Origin of the sequence: Bacillus sp. FSL R7-0166 (assembly GCF_038008935.1) — a bacterium.
In the GTDB taxonomy this organism is placed as follows: domain Bacteria; phylum Bacillota; class Bacilli; order Bacillales; family Bacillaceae; genus Bacillus; species Bacillus altitudinis.
In genome coordinates this window covers 3,160,242-3,174,764 of sequence record NZ_JBBPAC010000001.1, presented here as the reverse complement: position 1 = coordinate 3,174,764, position 14,523 = coordinate 3,160,242, and the positions used below count along the sequence as shown (strand labels likewise).

Genomic DNA, 14,523 nt, shown 5'->3' with positions numbered 1-14,523 from the left:
GCTAGAGATGGCAGCTTTTTTCTTTTGGGTGCGTTTCTCTCCCATAGGATTCACCCCATTCACGCATGGCAAAGATAATGGGCTTTAACGTATTTCCAAGAGAAGTCAGTGAATACTCGACACGAGGAGGAACTTCCTCATAGACTTCACGGTGAACAATCCCGTCTTGTTCAAGTTCTCGTAATTGCAACGTCAGGACACGCTGCGAAATTCTTGGCAGAAGCCGGCGTATTTCGTTGTAACGCTTTGGACCGCAAGTCAAATGATAAAGGATGACGCCTTTCCATTTCCCTCCGATGACATTTGTAGTGATAGACACGGGACAGCCATGATTCACAATACTGACTGGATTGGATGGTACACTCATCTCAACATTCCTTTCTTAAACGAAAATGGTCATAAACGAACATGTTTGTGCCTAACGAACAAAAATGTGCGTACTTGAATCAATGGAAGCTTTTCTTTTACCATAGAGATAGACATCACACATTCGGGTTGTTTGTTTTCCTATCATAACAATTTCTACGAGGGAATGGAAAGAAATTGGATTGTGGGAACACACCTGTTCATTAGAAAGGATGAATAACATGCGAGACAAAGAGCTATTAAAAAAAGAAATCATTGAGGCGTATGAATTCCGTCATGCGACAAAAGAGTTTGACCCAGCGAAAAAGATTCCAGAGGATGATTTTGCATTTATTTTAGAAACAGGAAGACTTTCTCCAAGCTCTGTAGGGTTTGAGCCTTGGAAGTTCCTCGTTGTTCAAAATGAAGCATTTAGAGAAAAATTAAAAGAGTATACATGGGGAGCGCAAAAGCAGCTTCCAACTGCCAGCCATTTTGTGATCATCTTGGCAAGAACAGATGCCCGCTATGATTCAGCATATGCAGAATACATCAACAAGCAAATCAAAGGAATGACAGACGAAACGTTTGAAATGGTCAAGGGGCGCTACAGAGAATTCCAAGAGAACGATCTTCATCTACTAGAAAATGACCGTACATTATTTGATTGGGCTTCAAAACAAACGTATATTGCCTTAGGTAACATGATGACAGCTGCGGCACAGATCGGCATTGATTCATGCCCAGTTGAAGGATTTAGCTACGATCACATCCATCGTATCTTAGAAGAAGAAGGGTTACTGGAGGATGGTCAATACGACATCTCTGTCATGGCAGCCTTTGGTTATCGTGTCACTGAGCCAAAACGCGGCAAAACACGTCGCCCGATGGATGAAGTAGCTGTTTGGATTCGTTAATAGCTGTTTGTCTGAAAAAGGCTGTTGACAATTGCGTGGTTAGTCAGTATATTTAAAAAATAAAATCTTTGACGAATATACAAATTTGACTATAAACGCTTTGACTTGAGAATAGTAAATGAACATCCGTTTTTTAAGAGAGCTGCGGGTCGGTGCAACGCAGTAAAACGAATCATTGAACTCGCTCAAAGAGCGGTAAGACTGAATGAATAGTAAGTCTTTACGTGTGACCTCCGTTATCGGGTTTTAAGTTGGATTCAGCCATGGCTGAATCAATAAGAGTGGTAACGCGGTTGCAAGGTCAGTCGTCTCTTCCAGGAGATGGCTGGCCTTTTTATATGCTTTTATCTCATATTTGTCTGAAGATTCAAATTTAAAGGAGCTATAGAAAATGGAAAAGGAACATGTGCAGTTAAAACGAACAATGACATCAAGGCATATTATGATGCTTGCGCTTGGCGGTGCCATCGGTGCTGGTCTGTTTAAAGGAAGCAGTTCTGCCATTGATATTGCGGGTCCTGCTGTCATTTTGGCATACATGATTGGTGGTCTTATTTTATTATTTATTATGCAAGGACTTGCCGAAATGACCGTTGCACGACCTGGAGCAAGAACATTCCGTGACTTGATTGAACCTGTGTTAGGAAAATATCCGGCCTATTTCTTAGACTGGATCTATTGGAAGATGTGGGTGCTGAACATTGCAGCAGAAGCGATTGTGTCGGCCATCTTTATTCAGTACTGGTTCCCACAAGTGCCAATCTGGATGCTTGTGTTAATCATTTCACTTGTAGTCACAATCATTAATGTTTGCTCAGTCAAAATGTTTGCTGAGACAGAGTATTGGTTAGCTTCTATTAAAATTGCTGTCATCATCTTATTTATTATCATTGGATTTACCATGCTATTTGTCTCATTCGGACAGCATGCAGCACCTGGATTGTCTAACTTAACGGATCACGGTGGATTTTTCCCAAATGGTACTGGTGGATTAATTGCAGCAATGCTGGTTGTCGTGTATTCATATGGTGGGACGGAGATGATTGGGGTCACGTTAGCAGAAACAAAAAACCCTGAAAAAGTCATCCCAAAGGCCATTCAAAGTACGTTTGTACGCATCATCGGTTTTTATGTACTACCGTTCTTTATCATTGTCAGCTTAATCCCTTGGAATCAAGTAAACAATGAGCAAGTAAGTCCATTTGTGACAGTGTTTGCAACAATCGGAGTACCGTATGCTAGTGACATCATGAATGGTATTATCTTACTAGCGATTTTGTCTTCTATGAACTCTGGCTTGTATGCTTCATCACGGGTGCTTTATACACAGGCAATGGATGGCCGTGTATGGAAAGGATTCTCCAAGCTGTCAAAACAGCAGGTGCCTGTGCGAGCCATCCTTGTATGTACATCTACCTTGTATGCAGCTGTATTGATTTCTCTTTTTGTAGGAAGTCAAACGTTTAATTACTTAATGGGCTCTTTAAGTTACACAGTTCTATTCATCTGGTTTATCATTGCCGTCGGTCATTTGAAATCTCGAAGCGTCGCACAGCCAGGCGGATATCGCGTGAAGCTGTATCCTTTCACAACGTGGTTTTCAGTTATTGCGATCATGGCCATTTTTGTCGGCGTTGTATTCAATACACCAATTGTTCAAACGCTGGTCACCATGGGCATTTATTTAATCATTACACTATCTTTCTTTATTAACAGAAAACGGTTTGAAACAGCCGTCTAATTTATTAAAAAGCGTGCAGGACCTTCTGAAGGGTCTCGCACGCTTTTTTTAATGCTGTTTATATTGCTTGAAGTGGACAGGGGATTGAACGGGATGTGGCTTTGCCTGAAGGCCATAGCTATCCCTGACGATATAAAGCGGCCGGTCCTTGGCTTCATCGTAGATTCGGCCGATATACTCCCCGATCATGCCTAACATAAAGAGGATGATCCCGCTAAAGAATAGCTGAATGACAATTAATGAACTCCAGCCGGTGATGGTGCTGTTTGTAAAAAGCTTTAAATATAAAACTAGAAACATCGAAATGAAGCCAATAGCTGAAAGGGCAATACCTGCCACGCTGGCTAGCTTTAAAGGTTTGTAAGAAAAAGATGTGATCCCATCCATCGAGAGCTTGAGCATCTTTTTGAGAGGATACTTTGTTTCTCCTGCCAACCGCTCATCCCGAACATATTCTACCGCAATCTGTTTGAAGCCAACCCAGCTCACTAATCCGCGGACAAATGGGTTTTTCTCGCGTATTTTTCTCATTTCATGACACACTTTACGATCCATCAATCTAAAGTCGCCGGTGTCAATAGGAATATCTACTTCGGTGATTTGACGTAGCACTCGGTAGAAAAGGGAAGCCGTGTACTTTTTGAAAGCTGTTTCGCCTTTTCGTTGCGTGCGGACCGCGTATACGACCTCATAGCCTTCCTTCCATTTTTCAATCATGTCTAAAATCAATTCAGGTGGATCTTGTAAATCCGCATCAATCACTACGACAGCTTCTCCCTTTGCATAATCCATTCCCGCTGTAATGGCAATTTGATGCCCAAAGTTACGAGAAAAATCAATAAGTCTCACATGCGGATCGGTCTGGCAGTACCCTTTAATCAGTTCAGCTGTTCGATCCATACTGCCGTCATTGACGAAGAGAAGCTCATATGCTTCTCCCGTCGAATCCATGACGGTCTTGAGGCGCTGATACGATTCATGGATCACAAGTTCTTCATTATACACTGGGACTACAACAGAGTATTGTATGTTCTTTTCCATCAGTCATCGTTCCTCCCTTTTAATAGATGAATTAATCAACGGATAGTTCATAAAGAGTACCGCTCTCCATTCCGCCCATTCGTCCATTTGACTGATCATTTTGTTTTGATTGTTGGCTGTCTGTTTGCTGGTTCGTTTTGGATATAGAGCTGTTCTGCCATTTAGAAGCAGATACTTCTTTGCCATTTTTTTGAATCCAAGTGAGAATGTCAGAGCTGCCGCCTCTCATACCAGAAAGATAGAAGTATTTGATTTTGCCGTCTTTAACGAGCTGTTTGAATTCATTAAGCGTGAGAATGTTATCAGATCCACTAAATCCACCTAATGCCATAACAGCTTTTCCTGTTTTAATAATGTAAGGCGAAGCAGTGGTTGCATCTGTTGTCCCGAATAGGAATTCTTCTCCCGTATTGTTTTTTTCCAGATAGCTGATCAGCTTTTCATTGACTTGTGAACTCATGCTGCCACTTGAAGTTGCAAGCTGAGGACCAGCCTCTGGCAGCATACTGTTTCCTCCGTAAAGAAGAGGTGTGCTTGCCCAGTATAGGGGTGCGATCAGCATCCCAAGGATGGCAATGAGAGACATGAATTGTTTTAGTTTTTCTTTCCCTTTTATCAAGAGCAGAGAAAGGATCGTTCCAACACCAATGATACCGACTGCGATGCTTAGTCCAAGTCCGATCGTGCTTGTAAAAGTGGATAGGATAAAGATTTCAAATGCGGTTGTGACGAATATCGCAATTGGAAGCAACCATTTTTTAAAGCCAGTTCCTGTTTGGAACAATTGAGTCATAGAAACCCATCCTGCTCCTGCTAATACAGCAATTGGCGGTGCCAGCATGATTAAATAATAGTGATGGAAGAATCCTGCGACACTGAAAAATGCAGCAACGGGTATAAGCCAAGCTAGCCAAAATAGTGTTTCTTTTTGTTTTGTATTGAGGCGTCTTCTTTCAAAGGCTGTCGAGAAGAAGATACCAATCGCACCGAAGAGCGCAAATGGAAGCAGCCAGCTGATTTGATCGGACAGTTCAGATTGGAACAGACGTAATGGCCCTTTTGTTCCTGTTCCAAACATGCCAGAACCATTTCCCATTTTTCCGCCCCCGCCATTTGGCGGTCCATCACCATTACCGCCTGAAGGCATATCAGGTGGTGTTGTGCCGTTTGCATTGCTTGGTGGTCCTTGCATTGAAGGCTGTTCCTGACTGGATGATTGGTTTGAATTGTCTGAGTTGTTTTGAGTTCCATTTGATGGCGGCTGAGGCATGGTGGATGAATCATTGTCATTTTGCTGATCACCCTGCTGTGAAGGTGGCTGTCCCTCACCTTGATTTGTGCCGCCTCCGCCAGACTGTTGACCAGTCAACCGCTGCAGACCATTGTAACCAAAGGCTAATTCTAGTGCTGAGTTCGATTGACTTGATCCCATATAAGGACGATTGTCTTTGGAAGTGAGATCAACCGCTATAGACCATGAAGCAGATACACCTAAAAGAACAATCATTGAAATCATCAGCGATAACAACTTTTTCTTCCATGTCGTTCGATAGGCAATGATGTAAAACAGAACGAGAGCCGGTACAATCATATACGCTTGTAGCATTTTTGTATTAAAACCGACACCGATCATTGCAAAAGAAGCAATCGCCCAAAGCACTTTCTGCTGTTTCACAGCCTTGAACATCATGGCTGTTGCGAGTAAAAGAATAAAGACGAGTAAGCTGTCAATGTTATTTGTACGAGATACAGCAACTGCGATTGGTGTACACGCCATAATGAGTGCTGACAGTCTTGCAGCAGCCAGGCCAAATGTAGGTTTGACTAGGCGGTAGATTAAATAAACAGATCCAATGCCAGCTAAAGCTTGGGGTAAGATCACACTCCAGCCATGCAGGCCGAAAATTTTGGCACTGATCGTTTGCAGCCAGAAGGCGAGCGGTGGTTTATCCACCGTGACATAACCTGAGGGATCGAACGAAGCAAAGAAGAAATTATGCCAGCTTTGCATCATACTTGTGACCGCCGCTGTATAATAAGCGTTCACCGTATCGTCGTTCCAAATGTTATAAATGTTTAAAATGGCAGATAAAATCAATATGAAAAATAAATAAAGATCAAATTTCTGAAAGCGTCTAATCAAAAGCTTGTCACTCCTTTTTCTTAACTTGAAAAAAGTGTAACAAGCAAATATGAATAAATTGTTAATAAAAAAAGGCCAATTCTTTATTTTTCTGTTGAATAAAAACAGCTCTAGAAAAGAGCTGTTTTGTTTAAGATGTCATCTTATTTTATGAGGAGACAGGAGGAGTTTCAGTGCTCTCTGTACTTGGTAATTGTATAATAGCGGTCGTACCTAGGCCTTGTTCAGATTGAAGAACGAACGTGCCACGATGTTTTTTTATAATTTGATAAACAATGGCTAGTCCAAGACCAGAGCCGCCATCTTTTCTTGTGCGGGCTTTATTCACTCGATAAAAACGCTCAGAAACATGAGGGAGATCTCCTTTTGGAATTCCGCTGCCTTCATCTGTGATTCTCAATTCAGCAGTTTGTTGGTGAACGAATAATTCAATCGAAATCGATTTTCCTGATGGCGTGTAATGGATGGCATTGTCCAATAAATTACGAACGACTTGCTCAAGTCGATCGCTATCACCATAAATAATACAATCTTCTTCGAGTTCTCGGTTGAACGAGATTCCCTTTTGACTAGTAATGAATGTCATTTGATCAAGAACATCATGAATAAGCTGCGCAAAGACGATTGGTTCCATCGTTAGTGGATAAGATTCCCCCTCTAACTGCGCGAGATCAAGAAGATCATGTACGAGCCTGCTTAATCGTGTGGATTCGTCTTGAATAATCTGCATGCCTTTCTTTTGATCAATAATGCCTTCTTCAATTCCTTCGGCATAGCCTTTCATATAACTTAAAGGCGTTCTCAGTTCGTGAGAGACATTAGCAAGGAACTCTCTGCGATGCTGTTCAACTTTTTCTAACGTAGAGGACAGTTTATTAAAGGAACGGCTCAGCTGATTTAGCTCATCCCCTTTTTTGGTCACAGCCATGCGTTTTGAAAAATCACCAGATTCCATTTCCATTGCAATTTCTTTCATTTGATTGATCGTCCTTACGACTTTATTAGAACTTTTATATCCAATAAAGAAAATCAAAAGCAGGATAATTAAAATAGAGATGCCAAGCGTTAATCGAATTTGAACAAACGGTTCATACACATCAGATAAAGGCATAGAGAGGAAAATGGTTCCTGATAAATCATTTTTGTTTGAGAACACAGGGATGGCAATCCCGAGAATATCTTGATGAAACTGGGGGTGTTCTCTAATTAACACAACTGTTTTCCCCTGAAGAAGCTTTTGGCGTTCTTTAAACGTAATGAGGTTATCGTTTGTATTCGTATCGAAAGGAATACCGCTTGAAAGCTCCATAGGATCATCAGTAAAAATAACACTTGCCTGACTTGAGTCATTTGCCCACTTCATTCTGTCAGTAAAATACGTGTCTTTCCCGTGTTTGTGATAGATTTCTGCCAGCTTCTTTCCTTGTAAACTTAAAGAGTCAATCTGTTTATCTATATATAAGTGCTGGTATAAGTAATAAGTCAGAGCAAGAGCTGAGGCAGCAACGATTCCTATAACGGAAAGGATTAAGAAAAGCACTTTCCTTTTAATAGATAATGGCTTCATTTGTCCTCCTCAAACTTATAGCCGACACCCCAAACGGTTTTAATATACCGTTCCGCTTCCTTTAATTTCAGTCTTAGTGTTTTAATATGTGTATCGACTGTTCTTAAAGATCCACTAGATGAGTGTGATTCCCACAATTTTTGATAGAGCTGTTCACGGGAAAAGACTTGGCCTTGATTGAGCAGAAGAAACATAAGTAAATCAAATTCTCTTCTTGTTAAATTGATGGGCTCTTGCTTGAGATAGACTTGTCTGCCATCTTGATCGATCTCCAAGTCACCAATCATGATTCGCCTGCGCTTTAAAGAAAGACCTCTAATTCGTCTTAATGTCGTTTCAATTCTAGCTGCAAGCTCACGTAGACTAAAAGGCTTCATGATGTAGTCGTCTGCTCCAATTTCCAGCCCCTTAATGCGATCCTCTTCATAACTTCTAGCTGTTAAAAATAAAATGGGGATTTGAGAGGTTTGCCTGATGCGCTGGCAGACTTCGAATCCATCCATATCTGGCATCATAACATCCAATACAACAAGGTCAATGGCCTCTTTTTCAAGCTGATGTAAGGCGCCCGTGCCATTATTTGCAGTTATCACGTGAAAGCCTTGTCTCTGCAAAAAGGATCCGATTAACTCAAGCATATCTAATTCATCATCTACTATTAAAATATTCATCTGTTCTTTCATTTCTTTTCCTCCAACATGATAGCATAAGGTCCTGCTGGGATGTTCAGTCGGTTCTTCAACATGAATGTATGTTTGTCGATGACGGATACTGAATTGTCATCTAAGTTACTGACATATATAGATGAGGAATCAGCAGTGATATAATTCGGATTTTGACCGGTCTCAACAGAGGAAAGCAGTTTGTTTTTCTCGGTATTTACTTTATATAGTGTATGGTCTCCATGACATAATACATATAAAGTAGAAGAGTTTTTTTCTGAAAAAAATGCGACTGGCATAACACCTAGTTTGATTTCTCGCTGTTTTTTACCTGTTTTAGGGTCGTAAGCAAAAATGCTCTTATTTAATGTGCCCGGTTTACCGTGTCCTCCAACCCAAATGGAGTGCCCATCAAAATGAATGCCAGATGGCCGTTCTAGGACGGAAATCGTTCGTATCTTTTTTTTCTTTTCAATATCAATGACTGAAACAGAATGACTTTTTGCATTTAAAACAAACAACGTTCCTGAAGAAGACAACGCCATAGAAGAGGGTAATGTCCCGGTCTTCACAGTTGCTTTTATTTTCTTGTGCACTGTATCGATAAAATAAACGACATTTTTCTCTGAATCGGTCACAAGTAAAGTGTTGGTCTCCGCATCATACGCAAGTGAAGTCAGACCTTTATTCACATCCATATAGTCCGCTGCTGTTCCTTTTTTTAGATTGATTTCTATAAGAGATTGTCCCTCCTTACTTGATGCAATGATCACATCTTTGTTGATGTGAACAAGATCAGTGAGAGGATGTTTTAAATCAACGGAAGAGACAATTTTATTTTTTTGTAAATCAACGATTGAAAAGGAGGCTTTTTTTAGTTGAGAAATGACAGCAATTGATTGAGAGCTGCCAGGTGGCGTAAATTGCTGGTCTTTTCCGCAGCCTGCTAGGAAAAATAGTAGAGCTGACAAGCATATTAAAAAATATTTCACTCGTTTCATCCTTCTGCTCCTTTGGTGCTCTATTTTCAAAAAGCATAACACAAAAATTGTGAAAAAAAATCGAAGTTATGAATGCTGGAAGATATGAAAAGAAGTTTTTAGGTGGGGAAGTAGAGTTGAATGAAAGTTGAAATTTCTTTTTCGTTTATTCATATGACATTTTTTCATGAGTAAAAGATCATTTTCACAGTTTGATCATTGTATCCATAATCGGTTACAGTAACAAATAATCATAGCTCCCCCGCCCTAAATAGAGCGAAGGGAGTCATTAAGCAGAGTGTTCAGATGAATGAGAAGTGGGTTTCGTTTTTAGACTATGAGAGAGGAGGAAACCAAGAATACCTGCGCCCATTAATACGATAAATAAAGATTGAAAACCACTTAATATACCAATTAAAGTAGATGAAATGATACTTCCGAAATATCGAAAGGTAGAAAAAATCCCAGATGCAGAGCCGGATAAACTCTGATCAACAGATGTTAAAGAAGCCATCTGCATGCTAGTCATGCCAATACCTGATGAGATCCCCCCAGCGACTAATGTGATGATAAGGAGTGGTAAATTTGGGTAGCTGCTTAGTGTGATCAGCATAACACCGGATAAAGTAAGGCATAGAAATGAAAATCGAATCATTTTTTTGGCACCTTTTATTGGATGGAGCTTTGCTCCGAGTAATCCACTAATAGACATACAGAGTGAAAAGATCGAAAGGAAAATCCCGCTTTGTGTATGAGAAAGCGCGAGTTTTTGCTCCATAAACAGCGGCATGATGAGAAGAATCGCGTACATCACAAAATTACTAAGCATGATAGAAAGGTTAGCGTTCGTAAAAGTACTGTTTTTAAATAGTGTCAAATCAATGATGGGATTTGTAACTTTCCGTACGTGTTTGAAAAATAAAGGAATGGAAATGACCGCTAGAACGCCATAGATCATGTATTCGTTTAATACTTGGCTTTTAGTAAACAAAATGAGTGTGGCGATCCCGATTGTTAAGTATAACGAACCGATGATATCTACATTGGCTTGTAAACGTGTATGTTTCATCTTCGGAATCATAAAAACGCCTGTCACAAGTGTGAGAATCAAAAATGGTATATTCACTAGGAAAATGGAATGCCAGTCAAAGCTCTGAATGAGAATAGAGCCGATAAAAGGTCCAAGTGCGGCACCAATTCCCGCTCCAAAACCGAAAAAACCCATAGTTTTAGAAAGTTTTTCATGTGATACTGTTGCACGAATTAAAGCAATGCTGTTCGGCGTTAATATAGCTCCGCCTGCCGCTTGAATTGATCGGAAGCTAATAAGAAAAGCAAGATTAGGTGCGAAAGCACATCCAATGGAGCCAATCAAAAAGAGTATCACACCAGCTAAATACATGCTGCGGTGGCCGTATATATCTCCCAGCTTACCCGCAATAGGTTGAGTGACTGCCATGACAATTAGATAAATCGTGACCACCCAAGTAATGTTTGATATGGATTGATCGTAATAAGTTGATATAGATGATAGAGCGACTGCGATCATGGTTGAATTGACTGGAACTAAAATAGCTCCAAGCAGCAAAGAATAAATGATCAAGTTCTCTTTTTTAAGATTCAATGTGTTTACCACCTTTGTAAAAAAGAAGAATTTCACCCAATTAAGTGGGGGAAATTCCTCTCATGAAAATGTGTGTGCATGTCTCAATAAAGTCTTCTTTTTTTGTTAAAACAAGCTGAATGTCTTGCTCTAGCTGTTGAATGAAAAAGCCAAAATACGTGCTAATAAATATATCTGCATAGATGTCTTCTTTTCCTTCTAATACACGATGCTGAGCACCCATTTTTTTGAAATAATGAATCAGCATGTCTCTCAATTCTTGAGGATAAATTTTTTCATGGTCTGTTAAATCTTTAAACATAGCGGGTTCTCTCATGCTGATATAGATAAATTCTTTTTTTGAAGTCAAATCTTCAAGGAAATAGCTACCGAGAAATTTTAAATCGGTGTATAAATCGTCTTTAAATTCTGCTTCAAGGGTTTTGGTCGGTGTTGATTTCATTTTCATAATGGCAGCAATCACGCCGCGTTTGTTTTTAAAGTTACGAAAAATTGTCGCTTCACTTACATTCGCTTTTGTCGCAATTTCTTTTGTCGTTGTTTTTTGATAGCCCTTTTCAGACAATAATTCCATTGTTGCGCGAATGATCCGTTGATTTGTTGATTTTAACAAGCATACTCACCTCAGGTTATGAATGTGTTTGCAACAAAGTAAGTATACCGATAAAATCTGTGACCGCCAATATGATTCAAACAGTGACGACTATGCCCGTGAATGCTGATTTAATAACTGGATACGCCCATTGGCTCCATCTACTGTCACGAGGTCACCGGATTTTAGTTTTTCAGTTGCGATCCGTGTACCTAGGACAGCCGGTATCATATATTCTCTAGCGATAATAGCGGAATGGGACAAAATGCCGCCAGAATCGGTGATGACTGCTTTTGCGTCTCTAAATAAGCTGGTCCATAAAGGTGTCGTTGTTTTACAAACTAAAATGTCATCTTTTTCAAATTGTGAAAATTCATCAGCAGATGTAATGACTCTGACTCTTCCAGAAGTAATGCCGCTAGATGCACCAATTCCATAGATTGAATCGTCTGTGTTGTTTTCATTTTCCCTTAGCGAACCGAGCATTCTTTCTACTTGCTGTAATTCAGCTTCAGAAGGCGTTCCTGTATAAGCTGGTGGTTGGATGGATTCATTTTCCTTCATTTCAATTTTTCTTTGCTGAATGATCGAATCGTATGTGGTCGAAGTTGTGAGCGCATTGAGTACTTCATCATCGTAAAGATACCAAAGGTCTTCTTGATGAGGGATCGCTCCTTTTTGAACAAGAAGTTCACCAATCTTTAAGAGATAGAGTCTCGCTTTTGCATCTAACATGGCATCAATGTAAAAGTGATGATCATCTCGAATATTGGCTGCATGGAGTGCAAAATGATAAAGTTCTTCAAATTTTGTTTTAAACGCTTCATCTGTCACTTGACTGATAAACTGTTCATACGTTTCTTGTCTTTTGATCACGGCTTGTGCAAATTCTTCATCAAAATCAGATTGGTACCGAATGTTGTTTCTAATGATGTCCAAGACAAATTCAGGATTTTCCACCCATGTTTCCTCTGTGAAATCATGGCTTTTAACAGACCGCCAACCATAGACTTGGAGAAAATCTTCTACTTTGGAAATGAAGTTTTTCCCTTTTTCTGTATGATTGAGTGCATATAATAGTTCAGCATTCGCTGAATGATCTGTAAATGCCTGAAGAAGTTCCGAATCTTGAAGGACGTCTTTTGCCAAGTGAAATAGCTTTTGATCTGTTTCAAGAGACTTGTTCATCACACCTATCATCATTTCATGCAACAGGACGACTTGTGTTTGATCGCCATCATATGAGACAAGCATGTCTTCAATGATTGCTGATAGAATGACTTGAGGTATGACAATGTCAAAATGGTCGTCATACGCTCTTAGATAAATCTCTTTTAATTCTTGAAAGCCATTAATGGCTTCATCAATTGTCAGCGATTGAGTGATTTGCCGATCAAGTTTTTCGTATAATGGGAACAAGTTTTGCTCTAAAATGCGATACATTCTTTCGCTTAAACGAGGAAACAGTTCGAATAGGCTCTCGTCAAAAACTGGTTCATGTGTCGCTTCTGGTATAGACGGTGAAGAATACAGATGTCCTCTATAAAGCTTGATATCTTTAATATTAAGGTCTGGTACTTGATACTTCTCTCCGTTTTTCTTCATCCCGTTTTTTAAAGCAGGTATGATCAAACTTGAAAAAAGAGGACTTGTTGGTCCAGGCATATGATCGTCCATTGAGATCCAGAAGTCTTGCAGCTCTTCAGGTTTCAATTGAAAGGCTGCACCTGAGGAGCCATTTGCTGTATTGGAAAAAGAAGCAGTAATCGGTCTTGCTTGAAGTAAATAAAAAGTACCATCTGACATGCCGAATTCGATATCTACTCCATGTCCATAAAGTTCTTCTACTTGTTTTGTCATTTTCGTGATTTGGATCAATTGGTCATCTCGAAGACAAAATTGGCCAGCCATCTCTTCACCTACGGGTTGTTCAATGACGCCCTCTTGACAGGGGACAATTTGCAGTTCTTTTGTTCCTAGTGATTTTTCAATAGAGTACGTTTCTTTGTTTACAATAAATGTATCTGGCGTCACAAGGCCGGAGACGATGGCTTCTCCTAGTCCATAGCTTGCAGTCATCATGACTTCGTTTGTTTTTCCTGATACAGGATTCTCACTAAAGATGACACCAGAGATGTCAGAATGGATCAATCCTTGTACAACAACAGCCATGAGCGGCATCTCTTCCTCGTTCTCAATCATTTCTTCCTTATATTCTGTGACTCTTGCTGCGAAGTAAGACGACCAACATTCTTTGACGGCTTGCAAGAATTCTTCATTTGTTTTGATATTTAAATAGGTCTCGTATTGACCTGCAAAGGAGGCGCCTTCGAGATCTTCCGCAACAGAAGAGGATCGCACTGCAACGGATGGATATGTTTTCAACAATGATTGAAAGGATGAAAGTAATTCTGTCTCCATTTGTGAAGGAAACGAAGCTTCTGTGATTTTTCGGGCAAGGTTTTGATCAGTTGGATGGAAATTGTGATATGAAAGAAAGCTTGCAAAGCTGTTCGTTTTAATAATAAATCCATCTGGAACTGGCAGTCCGTGATTGTTTAATTTAATTAAATTCACGCCTTTTGCCCCTGCGAGTGATGCGGATTCTTCAGCCGCATGAAATAATACTGAATACATGGGAATGCCCCCTTATCCAAATAGCCAATGGTTTCATTTGTCTCTTTTTGTTTTTTTGAATGATAGTGCGCACTATCATTTTCATCATAGAATTTATTGGATGTAACTGTCAAAGACGTAAAGACCTATCTTTAGAAAGGGGACGTTTTCACTAATTTTCCTCCTCATCTATATCAAAAGTCTTCACCCGAGAAGAAAAAAAGCTGAAATCGAAAACTGTGAATTGTTCATTATGCCAATCTTTACTATAATCAAGGGAGTAGACCATGTAGAG

Annotated in this window: 11 protein-coding genes and 1 other annotated feature; of the genes, 2 read left to right on the top strand and 9 right to left on the bottom strand. The window is 39.9% G+C overall.

The genetic code is table 11. The features are described from left to right. Window position 1 precedes the first annotated feature (1 nt). Window positions 2-367, bottom strand: coding sequence for a winged helix-turn-helix transcriptional regulator (locus NST01_RS16545; RefSeq protein ID WP_007500018.1), 366 nt, complete (start codon window positions 365-367; stop codon window positions 2-4). Window positions 368-587: 220 nt separating this feature from the next. Between NST01_RS16545 and NST01_RS16540 the strand changes: the two genes are divergently transcribed. Together NST01_RS16540 and NST01_RS16535 are read left to right on the top strand one after the other, a co-directional pair. After that, a complete protein-coding gene (locus tag NST01_RS16540; RefSeq protein WP_045033987.1) occupies window positions 588-1,262 on the top strand; it encodes an NAD(P)H-dependent oxidoreductase in 675 nt (224 codons plus the stop codon). Window positions 1,263-1,353: 91 nt separating this feature from the next. Next, window positions 1,354-1,578, top strand: a binding site (T-box leader). A 75-nt stretch (window positions 1,579-1,653) separates the two neighbouring features. After that, on the top strand, window positions 1,654-3,003 hold the full coding sequence (locus NST01_RS16535; RefSeq protein WP_008348215.1) for an amino acid permease: 1,350 nt from the start codon (window positions 1,654-1,656) through the stop codon (window positions 3,001-3,003). A gap of 48 nt (window positions 3,004-3,051) precedes the next feature. Here the strand turns inward: NST01_RS16535 and NST01_RS16530 are convergent, their stop codons facing one another. From NST01_RS16530 to NST01_RS16495, 8 genes are all read right to left on the bottom strand, one after another. Further along, window positions 3,052-4,044 (bottom strand): glycosyltransferase family 2 protein, encoded by a 993-nt coding sequence (locus NST01_RS16530; RefSeq protein ID WP_203143724.1) that lies wholly within the window; start codon window positions 4,042-4,044, stop codon window positions 3,052-3,054. 31 nt (window positions 4,045-4,075) lie between these two features. After that, on the bottom strand, window positions 4,076-6,187 hold the full coding sequence (locus NST01_RS16525) for an ArnT family glycosyltransferase (RefSeq protein ID WP_340968256.1): 2,112 nt from the start codon (window positions 6,185-6,187) through the stop codon (window positions 4,076-4,078). A gap of 148 nt (window positions 6,188-6,335) precedes the next feature. Beyond that, entirely contained in the window at window positions 6,336-7,754 is a 1,419-nt protein-coding gene (locus NST01_RS16520; protein ID WP_048002899.1) for a HAMP domain-containing sensor histidine kinase, read from the bottom strand. Beyond that, entirely contained in the window at window positions 7,751-8,437 is a 687-nt protein-coding gene (locus tag NST01_RS16515; protein ID WP_017357881.1) for a response regulator transcription factor, read from the bottom strand. The genes NST01_RS16520 and NST01_RS16515 overlap by 4 nt, the downstream gene beginning before the upstream one ends. Next, a complete protein-coding gene (locus tag NST01_RS16510) occupies window positions 8,434-9,417 on the bottom strand; it encodes a YncE family protein (RefSeq protein ID WP_017357882.1) in 984 nt (327 codons plus the stop codon). The genes NST01_RS16515 and NST01_RS16510 overlap by 4 nt, the downstream gene beginning before the upstream one ends. Before the next feature lie 268 nt (window positions 9,418-9,685). After that, on the bottom strand, window positions 9,686-11,020 hold the full coding sequence (locus tag NST01_RS16505) for an MFS transporter (RefSeq protein ID WP_340968252.1): 1,335 nt from the start codon (window positions 11,018-11,020) through the stop codon (window positions 9,686-9,688). A 40-nt stretch (window positions 11,021-11,060) separates the two neighbouring features. Continuing rightward, window positions 11,061-11,633, bottom strand: a complete 573-nt coding sequence (locus tag NST01_RS16500) for a TetR/AcrR family transcriptional regulator (RefSeq protein WP_025208046.1) — start codon at window positions 11,631-11,633, stop codon at window positions 11,061-11,063. 90 nt (window positions 11,634-11,723) lie between these two features. Continuing rightward, window positions 11,724-14,249, bottom strand: coding sequence for a PEP/pyruvate-binding domain-containing protein (locus tag NST01_RS16495; protein ID WP_340968249.1), 2,526 nt, complete (start codon window positions 14,247-14,249; stop codon window positions 11,724-11,726). Window positions 14,250-14,523 lie beyond the last annotated feature (274 nt).